Genomic DNA, 17,505 nt, shown 5'->3' on the forward strand with positions numbered 1-17,505 from the left:
CCGCCAGGAGCTATCTATAAATAGGGACTATTTCTTACCTGGAAGTAACATTTTGGCGGTTGAGGATAATACCTTTGGTGCATTTTGAGCCAAAGTAAAAATAGTCCCCTACGGGAAGACGGAAATAAGACAGTTCCCGGTGGACAAGAACAGTCTTCGCGAGCAGGTAGTTGGTGGGCCCTTGCGTTCATAATTCTGTGCACCATCACCACCATGATCGACAGGCGAAAACCAGGTTCTTCGGGTGGGTTGGCCCGCCTTCGGCCCAGTTGTGTCGGTGATCCAACTGGCTGAGAAAAGCAGGCTCGCCACAGCCGCCGACCCGGCAGGTACCGTCGCGGCCTTCGACAAGTTTGCGCATGATGATTCCTGGCTGGTAGCCATCGGCCTCTTTTATCTCTTCGGTTAAATCCCGCATCTTGTCATGTGGCATGGGCTCAGCTCGCCAGCCGAAGCCTTCAATAAAGGTCGGTGCATCCTCAATATCGCAGGCCTGGTAGGTGTGGAGCACCACGGTAGCTGGTGGCTTTATCTCACCGGAAAGCAGTTTGATGACTGCCTCAGCGACAGTGATGTCTTCCTTGGCGGCGGTCTGGTGGATGAAGGCATCGAGTTTAATGCCGGTGTCTTCCCCAACCTGCAGTTCCAGCCAGGCAGAGGTGCCGTTAGAAGAAAACCGGTACGTATCTTTAGGCCGGGTATCTTGGTAGGCGATGGAATCATCCAGGGTTTTACAAATAACGCGGACTTTGCGCCTGATTTGACTACGTGTAGGAAAAGCTTGGTTCGGCTTAGAAGGGGTGAAGAAGTCAGCCAGGAGGGTGTCGATAAAATCCAGGGTTTCATCAGTCAAGGCTGTCAGTGCTGACATGGGTTGATCGATAGCAATGAGGGATTCAATATCCAGCAGGCAGTGGGTGTCTTGTATGGCTTTGACTTTCGGCAGACTTTCTAGCCGGTGGATGGCACGCAGGCCTGATTTGATGTGGCCTTCCGGCAGTGACCAGGCGGCGACTAGGGATAGTGCGGTGGTGTTGATATCGGCGTGCAGGCTGGGCATGGCCCCGACCCAGGTTTTATAGGTGGCCCGGCGTGCTTTGGAGCGGGCTATGGCGTGTGGGTTATTCGGGTTGGTGGTGGAAAAGAAGAAGGTTGGCGGGCGTGTGACAGTGGTCATGGGTATCTCCCCCGAGATAAACCTGTATTAGAAGAAGTGTTCTAAACATAATCCTTGCGGCTACCACCACGCATGGCTATAGCTAGTGGTGAATTCCCGTCAAGTCGTTACTATAAACGGGGGTAGCCACCATGCGTTAGTCAGGACATTCGACGCCAACCAACGAAAAATCCCACCAACGTGGAATCTATTCGTAGCGCACGTCACCACGTGCAACGTCCTTGCGCCCATGAACAATGAAGTAGACCACAGAAGCAACCAGCATCAAAGCCGCCAGCATCCAGTACATGGCGGAGTATCCCGTCGCGGAGATAACCTGCCCCAGCAGAATCGGACCGAAGCCGATGCCTAGGTCCAGCAGCAAGAAGAAGGTCGAGATGCCCGCACCCATCTCGTGCATCGGCACCAGGCGCACAGCGATAGCCTGACCCGCCGGCAGGATCGAGCCATATCCGATACCCACCAAGACCCCCGCAGCAACAATCTGCCAATCAGCACCAGCCGAAGCCAGGACAGCCAAGCCGGCAATAAAGAAGACGAGTGAAGAGTAGATGATGATGTTGTCACCACGGCGGTCCTGCAGCCTACCCAACACAAAGCGCAGAACGAGGCTCACCACCGCATAAGCCAAGAAGAAGTAGCTAGCGCCCTTCTCCAGCCCCGCGTGGGAGGAATAGCCATTCAGGAAGGTGATAATGCCCGTATAAGCAACACCGACCAAAAGAATGAACACGCCAAAAGGTGCCACCGCTGGGTGCACAATATTCCCCAAGGAGAAGGAGACGCTTCGATGCTCCTGCGCCGGCGCCTTGACGACGAGCCCCAGCCCCAAGGCCACCACCGTCAGCGTCAACGCCACTAGAAACACGGAGTTATAGCCGGCGTTGTGGACAATCGCTAAACCTGCCGCCGGACCAAAAGCGGTGGCCAGCGTCGTCCCCAAGGCGAAGTATCCCGTTCCCTCTGCGCGACGATGGTCCGGGATAACCGATTGCGCCACAGCCATCACAGCCGTCGATGCCACCGCATAGCCGAAGCCGTGCACGATACGGACAGCAAACAATAGTGGCAGTGACTGAGCTGGGAAATACAGCGCCATCGCCACAGTGACCACGATGAGGGAGATGACCAGCGAGCGCTTCCGCCCAGCAGCATCCACAATGTAGCCCGAAAAGAGGCGAGCAATCGTCGCCCCCACCACGAAGGCGCTTGAGGCAAACCCGCCCGCTGTGTCCGAGGCCTGGAACTGCTCGACGGCATAGAGTGCCATGATGGTCACGAGTAGATAAAAGACCGTAAATTGGGCAAAATTTACCAACCACGCGAACACAAATGTCGGCGTGATAAGGGAACGGGATTCAGAGGACGTTTGAGACACCTTCTTCGACAGCGTATGGAATTAAGACTTCCACACGCTACCAAAGATCAGAGATACTTTCGAATCCCACTTTCGGAATGTGCAGCGCTTGACGACGCCCCTATCCGAACAGTTTCCGCAGGTAGGACGAACCGAATTTCCACTCCGGATCCATCTTTTCGCGCAGCTCGCAGAACTCATCAAATCTTGTATAAAGTTGAGCAAAGTCCTTCCGGGACAGGGAGTTCATCTTGCCCCAGTGCGGGCGCCCACCCGCTGCCCGAAGAATGGGCTCGAGCTTCGGCATATAATCCTGCGGGTTGAGCGCACGTGGAATGTGGAAGGCAATGTACATCGATTCGCGGCCCGATGCTGTCGACAGCGCAACGTCATCCGCGGCCGTCGTACGCAGCTCCATCGGAAAACCGATACGCCAGTCCTGTTCGTCGATGAAGCGGCGGATCTCGCGGACGGCGGCGGGGCCGTCGGCAAGCGGCACCGCATACTCCATTTCGTGGAAGCGAACCCGGCGCGGGCTGACGAACACGTCGTGAGCAGCTGAACGGTAGCGGTTATGAGAGATAACCGAGGTGGCGAACTTGTTGAGCGTCGGAATCGTCCCCGGAAGAAGACGCCCCAGAGCCAGGGCTGCGGCGAAGGCGCCGTTGCCGATGAGCTCATCGTCGATAAGCGCCTTAAGGCGTGAGCGGCGCTCCCCGTTCGGCTCTAAGCGCGTGTTGGCTTTGACCATCGCTCGGTCGGTGTGCGGGAACCAGTAGGACTCGAAGTGGTCGACGCCCCGAGAGAGCTCCTCCCAATTATCCATCAGCTCATCGAAGGCAATGCCAGATTCTTCCGCCAGCAGGTCGAAGGCGTCCACACACTGCATTTCAACTTCAACAACCACGCCGAGCGCGCCCACGCTGACGACCACGAGGCGAAGGAGTTCTGGGTCTTCGTCGATAGAATAGCTGCGGGTGTTGCCGTCGGCGTCGATAAGCGTCAGCCCAGTGACCGTCCCCGCAAAGCCCGTGTAATTGATGCCGGTGCCGTGGGTCGAGGTCGAAATCGCGCCCGCCAGCGATTGCGGGTCCACATCACCCTGGTTAGCCAGGGCAAGCCCGAAGGGGCGCAGGAGCTTGGGCACGTCCCGCAAGCGAGTGCCTGCCAGGAAACGGACGCGCTTGCGCTGCTTATCGACGCTCACCAGACCACTCACGTGATCGAGATTGAGCATCGTCTCCTCCCCCGCCGCAATGGGAGTGAAAGAGTGACCAGCGCCCACAGCACGCACGCTGCGGGAGCGGCTAATAATTCCAGGGATCTCGTCTATGCGGGAGGGCTGTACAAACTCCTGCGGTTTCGTGGTGACCGATCCTGCCCAATTGCTAAATGTGGTTGTCATCGGAGTGTCCATCCTTGTCCTCTATAGGTATCCCATACATCAACGCCGTCTTCTCCAACGGCCACTAGGCGGTCGACGTTTTCTGTCATTTCGCCGGCCTTGGCGTGACGGAACCACACCAAGTCCTCGACATTCATATCCATGCCTCGGAGAGGCGTCTGCACCTCACCGGCACCCTCCGTGCTGGAATAGCTCAGCCCTGCCGGCCACACCGGAACCGGAACGCGATCCTTCGCGGGTGGTCCGGAGGCAATCCAGCCTCCGGAGTTGACCGTGGCCCAGCCCGGCGCGGGAACGCGGGAGACCTGGCAAACGAAGAACGCTGCTGCCTTGTGGTTGATGCCGGTGAAGTCATCAAAAATCGCCGGCGTGTAGAAACCGGAGCCAGCGGCCAGCTCGGTCAAGGTTCCTTCGGCCGCGGATTCTTGGAGACTGCCCGTGCCGCCGCCGTTGACGAATTCGATGTCCGCTATCTCCCGCGCGACCTCCACGCAAGCACGGCGCCGCGGGGCCAGGTCCGCCATGGACTTGGTGCGCAGCCAGCGCTTGACTGCCCCCACCGGCCCCGGCAGGCCATCCGCGACGGATGCCACTTGACCCTCATAGGCCATGAGTCCGACAAGCCGGTGCCCGCGCCGAAGAATCTCGCGCGCCAATACTGAGACCTGTTCCGGCGTGCGCACAGGTGAGCGCCGCGGGCCGATGACCGCCCCCGGCACGTGGAGGGTGCAATCAATGTCGATGGCCACGCGCAGGGATCCCTCAAGCAGGTCTAAGAGCTCAGCACTATCCACCATGATGGTGATGGCCTCGCGCGCGGTGCCATCCGCTGCAAGCTCACGCAGGGCCTTGCGGTTGACGCTCGGATAAGCCACCACAATGTCGCGGAAGCCCTCTCCCACCAGATGCAGAGCCTCTGGAACGGAATAGGCGAGGATGCCACGGTAGCCCTCGTGCTCGAGGGCGCGACGAAGTGCTGCCACGCTGCGGATCGACTTCGAGGCCACGCGGATGGGTAGTCCTCCGGCGCGAGTCGGCATCTGTGCAGCGTTGTAGTCAAACGCGGCGAGGTCAATAACGCCTACGGGCGCTGGGTTTTCTCCAGATCTGACGAGCGGCTCAACGGCCGCGCGCACCTGGGCCTGTGGAGTAGTCGCGAGGATTGGCATAGCGTTATCCTAACCACGATTAATTTAGTTTGTGAGACAAATCTCGAAAAATCTATAGCGCCCTCGCATATTTTTGGGACAATAGACCGCATGAAGACCTTCACTCAGACCCGTCTGCCCCATCGAGTGCTCAATTTCTTAGACACGGACCCCGCCCGCGATGTTCGCGGCACGGGTGAGCAGCACCAGGCTCACGCGCCTTTTAGCGGTGAGGATCTCTTTAGCTTCCCTGTCGCCACTGCCGGGGACGTCGAGAAAGCCGTCAACTATGCGCGCGCCGGCGTTGGCCAAGGTGACCGCGCCGCCATCCTGCTGCGCCTGCACGACCTCGTTCAGGAGAACGAGGAGCTCATCCTCGACCTCATCCAGGCAGAAAACGGCAAGTCCCGCTCCCATGCCTATGACGAGCTGATGGATCTGTATAACTGCGCGCGCTTCTACGCGGTCAATATCCGCAAAGCTTTCGGCGCTGACCGCCACCCCGGCGCGCTTCCCGTGCTGACTAAGACCCGCACCCAGCATTACCCACTGGGCGTGGTGGGGCTAATCTCTCCGTGGAACTATCCCCTGTCCCTCGGTGTTGGCGATGTTCTGGCAGCCCTCTCGGCTGGTAATGCCGTGGTGCACAAGCCGGATTCTCAGACCACGCTAACGGCGATTCTGCTGAGGCGCCTAGCCATCGAGGCGGGCCTTCCGGAGGCTGCCTGGCAGCTGGTTCCCGGCCGCGGAGCGGAAGTGGGCGATGCCCTCGTTCCCCTGGTGGATGGCCTTTCCTTTACCGGTTCCACCAAGGCTGGCAAGTCCATCGCTACCCAGGCTGCGGGGCGCCTCATCCCCACCATGCTGGAGCTGGGTGGCAAGAACCCGATGCTGGTGCTTGACGACGCCCCCCTTAAGCCCACCGCCCAAGGCGCCGTGCGCACCGCATTCTCCTCCTCCGGGCAGCTGTGTATGTCCGCCGAGCGCGCCTATGTGCACGAGAGCGTCTTCGAGGAGTTCCTCGCAGAACTCAAGAACGCGCTGGACCAGCAGGTGCTCGGCGCGGCCTTCTCCGATGCCGCCACCATCGGCTCGCTGACCTCGCAACGCCAGCTCGATGCCGTTAAAGCCCACGTGGAGGATGCCGTGTCTAAGGGCGCCACCGTGGTCTACGGCGGAAAGGCCCGGCCGGACCTTGGGCCCTACTTCTACGAGCCCACCGTGCTGACTGGTGTGACCCCAGAGATGGATCTCTATGCCACCGAAACCTTCGGCCCAGTGCTCGCGGTGTATACGGTAAGTTCCGACGCCGAAGCCATTCAGCTCGCCAACGACACGACCTACGGCCTATCCGCATCGGTGTGGTCCGGAAACTCCCGCCGCGCGTGGAAGGTGGCTTCCCAGCTGGAAGCCGGCATGGTCAACATCAATGAGGGCTTCGCAGCCGCCTATGGTTCCATCGCCGCACCCGGTGGCGGCGTCAAGGAGTCTGGCCTGAACCACCGCCACGGTATTACCGGCATGCGCCTGTGGGCCAATGAGCGCACCGTGGCCGAGCAACGCCTACACCCGCTTGCGCCCTCGGAGTACATCTCCCCGGAGCGCTTCCGTCATCTGGTGTCCACCGGCATGCAGCTGATGAAGACCTTCCGACTCTAACCTAAACAGCCATGAAGGAACTTACCCGCGATGAGCTTCTCGCTCGTCGGCTCATTGCTCAAGGCCTTGCATCATCGGCGGCGCGGCCCCTCACGTCGGCGCTAGAAGTGGCTGAACATCTCCTTGCTCTGCAGGGCCAGACCTACAATGCCGGCGTTCGTACGCTCTCCTTGCGAGCTGAGTGTGACGAATACTTGCTGGGCTATGCCAACAAGGAATGGATTATCCCCGATGAGATCCGCAATGATGTCCTGACCAAGAACGGTCTCAGTTGGCCGTGGGTAATGGAAGGCGGACGCGGCGTGGCCAGCTTGCGTTAGCTGCAAGCGTTACGGCATTCGCAAAATGCGGCGATGAACCGTTCCAGCGGGCTCGACGTGGATAAAGACCTCAGCGCCGGGGAATAGCTCGTCGATGGCGTCCTCGATTCTGTCGGCAACAGTGTGCGAGTGCAGCACTGTCCACTGGCCGGGAACATCCATCGTGAGATACACCAAGCGGTTGCGGCCCGAAGCAACGGTACGACGCGACGTGATCTCCACGTCATGACGCTCCTCCAGTTCGTTAAGGAGGGCATCAAGCTGCGCATGCTCTTCCTTAGGCAGGGACTCCGACAACAGGGAGCTCAGTGATTCTTTGAGCAACTTGTAGCCAGTCCACAAAATATTGAGGCCCACGGCAAACGCGATGACTGGGTCGAGCCACAACCAATCCGTGAGGCTGACCGCGCCGATGCCGAGGAGGACGCCGACGGACGTCCAGACGTCGGTAAGCAGATGCTTTCCGTCCGCCTGCAAAGTGGCCGAACGATGCTGCCTGCCCGCGCGCACAAGCAGAAGGCCCACGCCCAGGTTAAGTAAGGAAGCCACGAGCGACAGAAGGAGGCCAAGCCCAGGTTGCTCCAGCGGCTGCGGATCCAGAAGTCGGCGAATGGCTGTGTAGATAATCATCGCTGCAGCGACGAAGATCATCACACCCTCGACCAGCGCGGACACATACTCGGCCTTGCCGTGACCGAACTGATGGTTCGCATCGGCCGGCTTTGCCGCAATTTTGATAGCCACAAACCCCACAACGGCGGCAACGAGGTTAACGCCGGATTCGAGGGCGTCGGAAAGGAAGCCCACAGATCCCGTCACCGCGGCAGCGATGACCTTGAGCGCAATCGTGGCCACTGCGGTGGTGATAGAGAGCTTCATAAAGCGCTCGAGCAGTAGTTGCTCTGAGCTAAGAGAAGACAACTTAAAACTCCTTCGGTTCGGGTGCGGACCGAAGGTCTCGTTCACGCCGCAGGCAATGCAAACGCTGGCTGGCCGGGCGGAAAAGCCAGTATGTCGACCAGGCATCTCGGAAAGTATCCGAGGGAACTACTCCCCTTCAGGAATATCTAACAATATAGAGGCCTTACGGCGGAAGCAAGACGCAAAAAGCCGCAGGTTGCGCACCCGCGGCTTTACTAAACATAAGGTTTAGTGCTGGCTCTCTGCGAATTCCTCAACCAACTTAGCGTTGAAGGCTGGGAGATCGTCCGGGGTACGGGAGGAAACCAGACCCTGGTCGCAGTGAACCTCTTCGTCTACCCAGGTAGCGCCGGCGTTACGCAGGTCGGTCCGCAAGCTGGGGAAAGAAGTAAGGGTACGGCCCTTGAGCACATCGGCATCGGTCAGGATCCAAGCACCGTGGCAAATAACGCCCAGCGGGAGATCCTGGGTGACGTGATTGCGCACAATTTCTACAGCGGACTTGTCCAGACGGAGCATATCCGCATTACCGGTACCACCTGGCAAAATGATGCCGTCGAATGGAGAAGCCAGCCTAACGCGATGTTGACGAGTTCGCTACCCCCGGAGAGAACTCGCCTACCACGTCGCTACACTCGATCGCTTTCGCGTTGGGTGCGCGAGTAGCATGTCGACCGCCCCATCATCACCAAGCAGTTCCTAGCTACTCCTTAGGGACATCCTTACGCTGATTCCCCAGATAGGCGTAAGCAGCGGCTATCAGAGCCTGCGTCGCCGTGGTGAGCGTCGGCTGCAGCTCCGGCGCAAAGCGCGGATTGTGGTTAGGAATTGATGCGCCATCGGTACGCCCGCCAAAGCCCCAGAAACAATAGGGAGCGCCGAAGGCATCGGGGATGCGAGAGAAATCCTCCGAGGCGGTCCACGGCTCCATGTCGAGGACGTTGTCGCTACCCAGAACTTCGATAAGCTGCGCGCGCACCTTTTTGGTCACGTCTTCATCGTTGACGGTAAGGGGGTAATTATCACTCTGCACAAACTCTGGCTCGCGCGGGGACATCGCTGCCCGGCACTCTGCCTTAACAATGCGGTGAATTGCCTCTACGATTTGAGCCCGGACGTCCTCGTCATAGGCACGGATGTTGATGCGCAGGGTCGCCGAGTCCGGGATGATGTTTGCCTTCGAACCCGCCTGCAGGGCGCCAACAGTCAACACGGCGAAGTGGTGGGGGTCGACCTCACGGGAGACAATTGTCTGCAGCCGCAGAACGATGGAGCTGGCCAGCACCACCGGATCGACGCTGAGGTGCGGCATCGAGCCGTGAGAACCGTGGCCATAGACCGTGACGGTGAGTGAGGTCGCTGTAGACAAGACCGGGCCGGGCGCAATCAGCACGCTACCGGCGGGAGCATTCTTATCGATGAAGATGTGCTGACCAAAGGCTACATCGGGCGTGGGGACTCTATCGGTGAGGCCCGCATCCACCATGGACTGCGCGCCCTCAGCGGTCTCCTCGCCCGGCTGGAATAGAGCGACGAATGTACCGGACCACGCATCGGTTGCTTTCGCCAGCGCTTCCGTGGCACCCAACAAGGCGCTCACGTGAGCATCGTGGCCACAAGCATGCATTGCCTCGCCCGAAGCGGAGTAGTCCAGGCCGGTGTCCTCTGTGATGGGCAAGCCGTCGAAATCGGCACGCTCTAGGACAGTCGAACCTACGCCGTTGCGGAGGATGCCGACGACTCCCCCGCCGAATTCCAGCACCTCGACTCCTGGAAATTCCCGGAGCTTATCCGCGATAACACCGCGGGTGCGCTCCTCCTCCATGCTGAGCTCAGGATGCTGGTGCAGATCCTTGTACAGGGCCTCTTGCCACTGCGTGGCCTCTGCTGCGCGGTCTAGGATGTGGGCGATACTCATGCCCACAGCCTACGCGGAGTGGTGGCTAACTAGCCGCCGATCTTGAAATCGCAGACGTCGCCGTCCTGCATGATGTATTCCTTGCCTTCTTGGCGCACCTTGCCGGCGTTGCGGGCCTCTGCCATGGAGCCAGCGGCGTCTAGGTCATCGAAGGAGACGATTTCGGCCTTGATGAACTTCTTCTCAAAGTCGGTGTGGATAACACCCGCAGCCTGCGGAGCCGCGGAACCTTGCTTGATGGTCCACGCGCGGGCTTCCTTCGGGCCTGCGGTCAGGTAGGTCTGCAGGCCGAGGGTGGCGAAGCCGGCCTTGGCCAACGTCGCCAAGCCAGGCTCTTCCTGGCCCACCGACTCGAGCAGTTCCAGTGCCTCCGCCTCATCGAGCTCAAGGAGGTCGGTTTCGGTCTGGGCATCGAGGAAGACGCATTCCGCAGGGGCGACGAGCTGGCGCAGCTCCTCCTTCTTGGCGTCATCGGTAAGCACGGCCTCATCCGAGTTGAAGACATAAAGGAAGGGCTTCGCGGTCATGAGGTGCAGCTCGCGCAGGAGGGATAGGTCGATCTCGTCGCTCTTGGAAGCAGCGAAGAGGGTGCGGTCATCTTCCAAGATGGCCTGGGCCTTCTTGGTCTCTTCCACGGTCTCGGCCAAATCCTTGTTCTTGCGGGCTTCCTTTTCCAAGCGCGGCAAGGCCTTCTCGATGGTCTGCAGGTCCGCGAGGATGAGCTCCGTATTGATGACAGAAATGTCGTGTGCCGGGTTGACTTCACCGTCGACGTGGATGACGTTTTCATCAGCAAAGGCACGCACCACCTGGCAGATGGCATCAGCCTCACGAATGTTGGCAAGGAAGGCGTTACCCATACCTTCACCCTTGGAAGCGCCTTCCACAATGCCGGCGATATCCACGAAGGACACGGTGGCCGGGAGGATGCGCTCGGAGCTGAAGATTTCCGCAAGGCGGTTAAGGCGGGAATCGGGAAGCTCAACGAGGCCGACATTGGGCTCAATCGTGGCGAACGGGTAGTTCGCCGCCAAGATGTCAGAACGGGTCAGGGCATTAAACAAAGTGGACTTGCCCACGTTGGGCAGGCCGACGATTCCAAGTGTAAGACTCACGGGGCCAATCCTAACGCACCCCGGATCTTTTGAGGCAAGATGGTGGGGTGAGTTCTGATCAGCCATCCCCCAACGCCTCTTCCTCTGAGTTCGCCGCCGCGGAGGCAGCGCTCGGCGGGCGTTTCGATGACTCCGTCGATGCTGCTTCGCTGAAGGCTGTCTCTCCGCACCCTCCCGGCAACCAGGTGGATCGTTCTGTGGTGGTCGGCGAGGTCATCAAGTCCACATCGCTGTGGGCACTGCGCCTGACCATCATTGGGATATTCCTTTATGCCTCCTTCCGCATGCTGGGCAACTTCTGGCGCGGCATCCTGCCCGTTCTCATTGCGCTGATTATTTGCACTGTGCTTGCTCCCATTGCCGGTGCCATGCGGCGCAAGGGACTGCCGTCAGCCCTCGCTGCGGCAGTGACCATTCTGGTGTCTTTTACTGCGGTGGGCACTCTCTTTATGTTCATCGCACCGGACTTCGCGCGGCAGTCCCAGACGCTATATCTGCAGACTGTCGAAGGTATTCAACGTTTGCAGCTATGGGCACAGGGCCCTCCGCTCAACCTCGACGCGGATGAGATCGGCGGCTATATCGATGAAATCGCCCTGTGGCTACAGCGCCAAGCAGGGTCCATCGCGGGCTCGGTATTCACGGGCATTGGCACGGCGACCTCCATCGTGGTCACGCTCTTCATCATCGTGGTGCTGACGTTCTTCTTCCTTAAGGACGGCCACAACTTCCTGCCCTGGCTGCGCCAGGCCACGGGACGCCGGACCGGCTGGCACCTCACTGAGCTGCTGACCCGCGTGTGGTCCACGTTGGGCGGTTTCGTGCGGGCACAAGCAGTGGTCTCCGCCGTTGATGCTGTCTTTATCGGCCTCGGCCTGGCACTCATCGGTGTACCTTTGGCGATGGCGCTTGCCATCATCACGTTCATCGCCGGATTCATCCCCTTTGTCGGCGCGATCGTGGCCGGCGCACTATCCGTGACCATCGCGCTGGTGTCTTTGGGGTTCACCAAGGCGCTGCTCGTGCTGGGCCTAGTACTGCTGGTCCAACAGCTCGAGGGCAACGTGCTGTCCCCGTGGCTGCAGTCGAAGGCCATGAACCTGCACCCGGTTATCGTGTTGATTTCCGTGACCGTGGGTTCCGCGCTCTTCGGCCTCATCGGTGGTTTCCTCGCCGTCCCGGCCGCAGCGACCATCGCGGTGGTCTACCGCTATTTCCAGGACATGATGATGCTCCAATCGGGCGAAAGAACTGCCGAGGACTTGGAGTTTTCGACCGTCGCTGGTTTCCTCATCGGGCGCTACACGCAGCAACAGGGTGATCACAAGCGCGAGCAGTGGCTGTCCATCCCCGACCACGCCGCACCCGAAGGCGCAGCCGAAGACGTCACCCACAACGGCACGAGCCCTCTGGACCAAAAGATCGACGCGAATGTCGACGTTGATGCGGATTTCAGTGAACGCGATGGAGGAGCACGAGCGGGAATCAAGCGCGCAATTAGCGCTCTCGAACAGATGTTGCAATCAAAGGATAAAGACTAATTCTTCATGTCCGGGACGCATGCCATGATGGCAGGCATGACGTCTTCCCTACCCATAGTGCTCCTATTCCTCGGCCTCATCATTGGGGCCGCATTGGGCTGGCTAGCCCGCGCTTATTCAGCGCAGTCCGCCCAGCCTTCAGAGGAGCATCGCGCCCTGCAAGAGTCCCAGCGCCGCCAAGCAGAGCTCGCTCCGCTGGAGAAAGCCATGGACCGTCTAGGGCTACAGCTCCAGGAAATAGAGGAAGATCGAGCGACCTCGCTCGCAGCACTCAGCAGCCAGGTCCAGGCGGTAACTCGGACCTCAACACGCCTGTCTGATCGCACGGACAAGCTGGTCGGCGCGCTGCGCTCCCCCAATGTCCGCGGGCGGTGGGGCGAGGTACAACTAGAGCGCGTCGTTGAGCTCGGTGGCATGCGCAAACACGTGGACTTTGATTCCCAAGTCAGTGCCCGCATCAACGGATCGCTGGTACGCCCTGATCTGGTCATTCACTTGGCAGGAGGGCGCAGCATTGTCGTGGATGCAAAGGTGCCCCTCAGTGCCTACCTCGACGCAATGGAGACCGAGGACCCGGAGGAGCGGGCAGGCTATCTTCGCCGCCACGCGCACCTCATGCGTTCCCACGTGCAGGCACTGGCGTCGAAGGACTATATCGAGGCCTTCTCCCCCACGCCACAGTTTGTGATCCTCTTTGTCCCCGCCGATACTTTCGTCGACGCTGCCCTGTCTATCGACGCCGAATTGCTGGAATTCGCCTTCGAGCGCAACGTCGTCATCGCCACCCCAAGCACCCTCTTTGCTCTCTTGCGCACCGTCGCGGTGAGCTGGCAGCACGAGGAGATCTCCGACAAGGCCCGCGAAGTCCAGCGTTTGGGTCGCGAGCTTTATACGCGCTTGAACACTCTTAACGAGCACTACGACAAGGTAGGCCGCGGACTCGAGCGCGCGGTGGAAGCCTATAACGCAAGCTTGGCCAGTTTGGATTCTCGCGTCGGGGTTACGGCGCGGCGACTCAAGGAGCTGGATGTTCCAGCCCGCGTTGACCGCCTGCCGGTGGAGCCGCGCAGCGTCGGTTCTTGGCCGCGGCGCGCCCAGAATGAATAACGTTTTGGTCACCAACCCCGGTAAGCTTTCTGGGCGTGTCTGTAGCCAAAAATCGTCGCCGCCCTCGCCGCCGCGGGATGCCGCTTAGCCGAGCACTCCTCGTCGCGCTCGTCGTTACGCTTGTGGCCTTGGCGGTCTCCGGCGTTCTGGGCAGCGTGGGGCTGCCCTTCGCCCTGATTTTTGGACTCGGTTCGCTGGCTGTCACCTGGTTGGTGGAAACTCGCGGCCTCTACATGACGGTGATTTCCCTTCCGCTGCTGTACGCATTAGGAACCGTGGGCGGCGGGTTCATCAATTCCACCGCTGGATTGCCGGAAGGTGCCTCGCCCTTTTCCAAAACCGCGATTCTCACCACGGCTTTCCCACTACTGCAGCATTTCCCGGTGCTCATCGTTACGGTTGTGGCCTGCGCGCTGCTCGCGGTTCTGCGCCTGTGGCGCAGCGATAGCCACGCGAAGAACCTTGAGGCTGAAGCTCAAGAAAAGCGCCGCGCCGAAGCTGCCTCCGATCGCCGGAGCCGCTCCGAGCGCCTGTCCGTAGCAGAACTGCTTGCCCGTGAAGCTACGAGCTCGGGCCGAGTCCGTGAGCGCGACCGCGAAGAACGCCGGCGGCTTCAAGCCGAAGAACGCGCGAAGCGCCGACAGGCTTCCCCCGAGGCGGATGAGCGGGAGGACTTCCGTCGCGCCGCCGCTGAGTCAGCAGAGAAGGCGCGGCGTGCACGGGAGCGCTCCCAGCGGTCCTCCCAGCCGCTGGAAGAAAATCTCTACGACGAGGATTAACGCGCAGTACGTGCCGGACGCAGTTCGCGTGGCAGGGAGAAAGTGATGGTCTCCGTGGACGTCGTCACCTGTTCAACATCGTTGTAGCCGCGCTCATCTAGAAACTCCAGCACTTCACGGACCAGCAGCTCAGGCACGGACGCGCCGCAGGTCACGCCTACAGTGTTCACGCCTTCCAGCCAGGCCTCGTCGATCTCCGAGGCAAAGTCCACCAGGTGTGAAGTCTTAGAGCCCGCCTCCAAAGCAACCTCGACGAGGCGCTTGGAGTTCGAGGAGTTCTCGGAGCCCACAACAATCATGAGATCGCATTTCGGAGCAATGGCCTTGACCGACTCCTGGCGATTCTGCGTGGCATAACAAATGTCATCTGATGGCGGGTTCTCCAAGTGCGGGAAGCGCTCGCGCAGCTTGTTGACGATCTGGATGGTTTCATCCACCGACAAGGTGGTCTGGGACAGCCAGATGAGCTTTTCCTCATGCAGGAAATCGGGCAGCTTGTCGACGCCCTCCAAGCCATCCACCAGGTGGGTAACGTCCGGGGCCTCACCGGCGGTGCCTTCGACCTCTTCGTGCCCCTCGTGGCCGACAAGGAGGATCTGGTAGCCATCGCGCTCAAAGCGCTGGGCCTCCTTGTGGACCTTGGTCACCAGCGGGCAGGTGGCGTCGAGTGTGAGCTGCTTGCGCTCTTGTGCCTCCTTGCGCACGCTCGGCGCGATGCCGTGTGCAGAGAACACGAGATGAGCGCCTTCGGGGGCTTCGGAAGCCTCCTCCACAAAGATGACACCACGCTTAGCCAGGGATTCAACAACGAACCGGTTGTGCACAATCTGCTTGCGCACGTAGATCGGGGCGCCGTACTTCTCCAACGCCTTTTCCACTGTCTCAACAGCACGGTCCACGCCGGCACAGTAGCCGCGGGGAGCCGCCAGGAGCACCTTCTTTGCAGTTTCAGTCATGGCACCCACAGTATCGAAAGTCGCGCACATACTGTAGTTCCCGCCCACCCGGCTTGGCCGGTGACACCGGATGTCCGGCGCGCCTCCTAGACTGAGCCATACACTGTTCGGAACAGACCCCAACGAGAAGACCGCTCAAGAGAAAGGACTGCGCGTGAACCAACCGGCCAATTCCGCGGAGACACCGTGGCCCGTCGGCAAGGTCAACGACCAAGTCAAAGGCTGGATCGAGCGTCTCGGCTTCCTCTGGGTGGAGGGGCAAATTACCCAGTTGAACATGAAGCCGACGTGGAAGCTCTCCTATATCACGTTGCGTGATGTCGAGCAGGAAAAGTCTGTTCAGTTGACATGCAACACCTCGCTCATCCGCAATGCTCCTTCACCGCTCAAAGATGGCGACCGCGTCGTGGTGTACGGCAAGCCTGCCTTCTACGCTGGGCGCGGAAGCTTTTCCCTGTGGGTGACCGAAATCCGCCACGTCGGCATCGGAGATCTCCTCGCTCGGGTGGAAATGTTGCGGCAGAAGCTGCGCCAGGAAGGCCTGTGTGATCCCTCGCGCAAGTTGCCGCTTCCCTACCTGCCCAAGAAAATCGGCCTCATCACTGGCCGCGGCTCCCATGCCGAGCGCGATGTCCTGTCTGTGGCACAGGACCGCTGGCCGGCGGTCCAGTTCAACGTCATCAATACTGCAGTACAGGGAGCCACGGCTGTTACCCAGGTGATTGACGCTCTGCGGACTCTCGACGCGGACCCAGACGTAGATGTCATCATCATTGCTCGCGGCGGCGGTTCAGTGGAGGACCTCCTCCCCTTCTCCGAGGAGGCACTGCAACGCGCCGTGGCGGAGGCCCGCACCCCTGTCGTTTCCGCCATCGGCCACGAGCCGGATCACCCGGTGCTTGATGATGTCGCCGATCTCCGCGCCGCTACCCCCACCGATGCGGCCAAGCGTGTCGTACCCTCCGCCGCCGAGGAATACGCGCTGATCTCCGAAGCACGCTCGCGCATGGCGGCAGCGCTGCGCGGCTGGGTGGACCGAGAGCGCCGCGGACTCGAAAACATCCGCTCCCGCCCGGTTCTTGCAGATCCGATGGTGCCTATCAACGCACGCCGCGAGGAGTTGGAGCGAAATCTCGCGCTGATCCGCCGGGTGATGAGCCACTATCTGGACCGCGAAACTAACCAGGTAGCCTCATTGCGTGCTCGGGTCTCCGCCTTAGGCCCCTCGGCCACCCTCGAACGCGGCTATGCCATCGTGCAAGTCCTTCCGCGCGATGGCAGCGGTCCGGAGGTCGTCACGAGCTACACGCAATCACCACCGGGTTCGCAGCTGCGTATACGTGTGGGCGATGGCTCGATCACCGCTGCTGCAATGGCTTCTCAGGCCGCAGATTAAACAGAACAGTTAATAGTTAAGACGGAACATACAAGAGAAAGAAGATACTTCACCTCATGACTGACACGATTGGCGCCGGCCAGCCCGGCCAGGACGCGTTCCCGCCGGTGGAAGAGCTGAGCTATGAGCAGGCTCGTGATGAGCTCATTGAAACAGTGAAGATCCTCGAGCTAGGACAGATGGGATTGGATGAATCCCTCAAGTACTGGGAGCGCGGCGAGGCCCTAGCTAAGGCCTGCGAGGCGCACCTCGACGGTGCCTCGAAGCGCGTAGAGGAGGCCCTCCGAAAGAACGCAGAGGGCACCGATAGTGCAGCTCACAACGAAGAAGCAGGAGAAGACTAAATGAAGATTTACGGCTACCCGGGAGATCGCGTGGACTTCGTCTCCAAGTCAGGCGGAGCAGGGTCCATGGTCTTCGGTGATTCGCGCCAGCTCGCTGAAGAGTTCTTCGGCCCCCCGCACACCGCGAATGGCGAAGAGATCGGCTACTTCTCCGGCTCCATTGTTCTGCGCTTTAGTGAGAATAAGCTCAGCGAGATCGCCATCTTCCCCGGCAAGTCCCTCCATGAGAAGGTAGATGTATACCTCGGCAAGACGCGTTTGAGCGGCCTCGATCCAGAGTCCCTCACCAGCGCCGCTGGAGATTCGGTCGAGGTGGAATGGGACGGAACCACACTGCAGAGCGTAACCTTCCGTTAATCAGC

The 17,505-nt window shown here is 60.2% G+C and carries 16 protein-coding genes and 1 pseudogene; 8 read left to right on the forward strand and 9 right to left on the reverse strand.

Annotated features, from left to right (window positions below; translation table 11 throughout):
• Positions 1-205: 205 nt before the first annotated feature.
• The 4 genes from QP363_RS01620 to QP363_RS01635 all read right to left on the reverse strand — a co-directional run bounded on the left by QP363_RS01620 (position 206) and on the right by QP363_RS01635 (position 5,108).
• Complete coding sequence (locus QP363_RS01620) at positions 206-1,177, reverse strand: HNH endonuclease signature motif containing protein (protein WP_284762039.1); 972 nt, start codon at positions 1,175-1,177, stop codon at positions 206-208.
• Positions 1,178-1,364: 187 nt separating this feature from the next.
• A complete protein-coding gene (locus QP363_RS01625) occupies positions 1,365-2,447 on the reverse strand; it encodes an MFS transporter (protein WP_306486220.1) in 1,083 nt (360 codons plus the stop codon).
• Positions 2,448-2,655: 208 nt separating this feature from the next.
• Positions 2,656-3,939, reverse strand: a complete 1,284-nt coding sequence (locus QP363_RS01630; protein ID WP_070447006.1) for a D-arabinono-1,4-lactone oxidase — start codon at positions 3,937-3,939, stop codon at positions 2,656-2,658.
• Positions 3,936-5,108, reverse strand: coding sequence for an alanine racemase (locus tag QP363_RS01635; protein ID WP_070710734.1), 1,173 nt, complete (start codon positions 5,106-5,108; stop codon positions 3,936-3,938). Before QP363_RS01635 ends, QP363_RS01630 begins: the two co-directional genes overlap by 4 nt.
• A 90-nt stretch (positions 5,109-5,198) precedes the next feature.
• Here QP363_RS01635 and QP363_RS01640 point away from each other — a divergent pair, with 90 nt between their 5' ends.
• Together QP363_RS01640 and QP363_RS01645 are read left to right on the forward strand one after the other, a co-directional pair.
• Positions 5,199-6,746 carry a succinic semialdehyde dehydrogenase gene (locus QP363_RS01640; protein ID WP_070719092.1) on the forward strand — a complete coding sequence of 516 codons (1,548 nt, stop codon included), beginning with the start codon at positions 5,199-5,201 and terminating at the stop codon, positions 6,744-6,746.
• An 11-nt stretch (positions 6,747-6,757) separates the two neighbouring features.
• Positions 6,758-7,066: a hypothetical protein gene (locus tag QP363_RS01645; protein WP_284762053.1), complete on the forward strand. Its 309-nt coding sequence runs from the start codon at positions 6,758-6,760 to the stop codon at positions 7,064-7,066.
• 9 nt (positions 7,067-7,075) lie between these two features.
• Here QP363_RS01645 and QP363_RS01650 read toward each other — a convergent pair whose 3' ends face one another.
• The 4 genes and pseudogenes from QP363_RS01650 to ychF all read right to left on the reverse strand — a co-directional run bounded on the left by QP363_RS01650 (position 7,076) and on the right by ychF (position 11,020).
• Complete coding sequence (locus QP363_RS01650; protein WP_070447014.1) at positions 7,076-7,987, reverse strand: cation diffusion facilitator family transporter; 912 nt, start codon at positions 7,985-7,987, stop codon at positions 7,076-7,078.
• Positions 7,988-8,215: 228 nt separating this feature from the next.
• A pseudogene (locus QP363_RS01655) lies at positions 8,216-8,548 on the reverse strand (DJ-1/PfpI family protein); the annotation flags it as partial.
• A 142-nt stretch (positions 8,549-8,690) separates the two neighbouring features.
• The gene (locus QP363_RS01660) at positions 8,691-9,905 is read right to left on the reverse strand and encodes an amidohydrolase (RefSeq protein WP_284762059.1); all 1,215 of its coding nucleotides are present in this window, start codon (positions 9,903-9,905) and stop codon (positions 8,691-8,693) included.
• A 29-nt stretch (positions 9,906-9,934) separates the two neighbouring features.
• Complete coding sequence (ychF, locus tag QP363_RS01665) at positions 9,935-11,020, reverse strand: redox-regulated ATPase YchF (protein ID WP_070646340.1); 1,086 nt, start codon at positions 11,018-11,020, stop codon at positions 9,935-9,937.
• Between the two features lie 47 nt (positions 11,021-11,067).
• On the opposite strand from ychF, the gene QP363_RS01670 reads away from it, so the two are divergent.
• From QP363_RS01670 to QP363_RS01680, 3 genes are read left to right on the forward strand one after another with little or no spacing between them, the layout of a single operon-like run.
• Positions 11,068-12,561: an AI-2E family transporter gene (locus tag QP363_RS01670; RefSeq protein WP_070447020.1), complete on the forward strand. Its 1,494-nt coding sequence runs from the start codon at positions 11,068-11,070 to the stop codon at positions 12,559-12,561.
• A 36-nt stretch (positions 12,562-12,597) separates the two neighbouring features.
• Complete coding sequence (locus QP363_RS01675) at positions 12,598-13,668, forward strand: DNA recombination protein RmuC (protein ID WP_070710742.1); 1,071 nt, start codon at positions 12,598-12,600, stop codon at positions 13,666-13,668.
• A gap of 35 nt (positions 13,669-13,703) precedes the next feature.
• Positions 13,704-14,447, forward strand: a complete 744-nt coding sequence (locus QP363_RS01680) for a DUF6542 domain-containing protein (protein WP_246815763.1) — start codon at positions 13,704-13,706, stop codon at positions 14,445-14,447.
• Here QP363_RS01680 and QP363_RS01685 read toward each other — a convergent pair.
• Positions 14,444-15,403, reverse strand: coding sequence for a 4-hydroxy-3-methylbut-2-enyl diphosphate reductase (locus QP363_RS01685; protein WP_201828430.1), 960 nt, complete (start codon positions 15,401-15,403; stop codon positions 14,444-14,446). The two genes, QP363_RS01680 and QP363_RS01685, sit on opposite strands and share 4 nt — an antisense overlap.
• A gap of 154 nt (positions 15,404-15,557) precedes the next feature.
• Between QP363_RS01685 and xseA the strand changes: the two genes are divergently transcribed.
• Genes xseA through QP363_RS01700 form a run of 3 tightly spaced genes read left to right on the forward strand, consistent with a single transcriptional unit; the run spans position 15,558 to position 17,500 of the window.
• On the forward strand, positions 15,558-16,799 hold the full coding sequence (gene xseA / locus QP363_RS01690) for an exodeoxyribonuclease VII large subunit (protein WP_070646334.1): 1,242 nt from the start codon (positions 15,558-15,560) through the stop codon (positions 16,797-16,799).
• A gap of 56 nt (positions 16,800-16,855) precedes the next feature.
• Positions 16,856-17,143, forward strand: a complete 288-nt coding sequence (locus tag QP363_RS01695; protein WP_010187330.1) for an exodeoxyribonuclease VII small subunit — start codon at positions 16,856-16,858, stop codon at positions 17,141-17,143.
• Positions 17,144-17,500, forward strand: coding sequence for a hypothetical protein (locus QP363_RS01700; RefSeq protein ID WP_144657110.1), 357 nt, complete (start codon positions 17,144-17,146; stop codon positions 17,498-17,500). It begins immediately after the preceding gene.
• Positions 17,501-17,505 lie beyond the last annotated feature (5 nt).

This window comes from Corynebacterium sp. UMB6689 (assembly GCF_030215295.1).
Lineage (GTDB): Bacteria > Actinomycetota > Actinomycetes > Mycobacteriales > Mycobacteriaceae > Corynebacterium > Corynebacterium aurimucosum.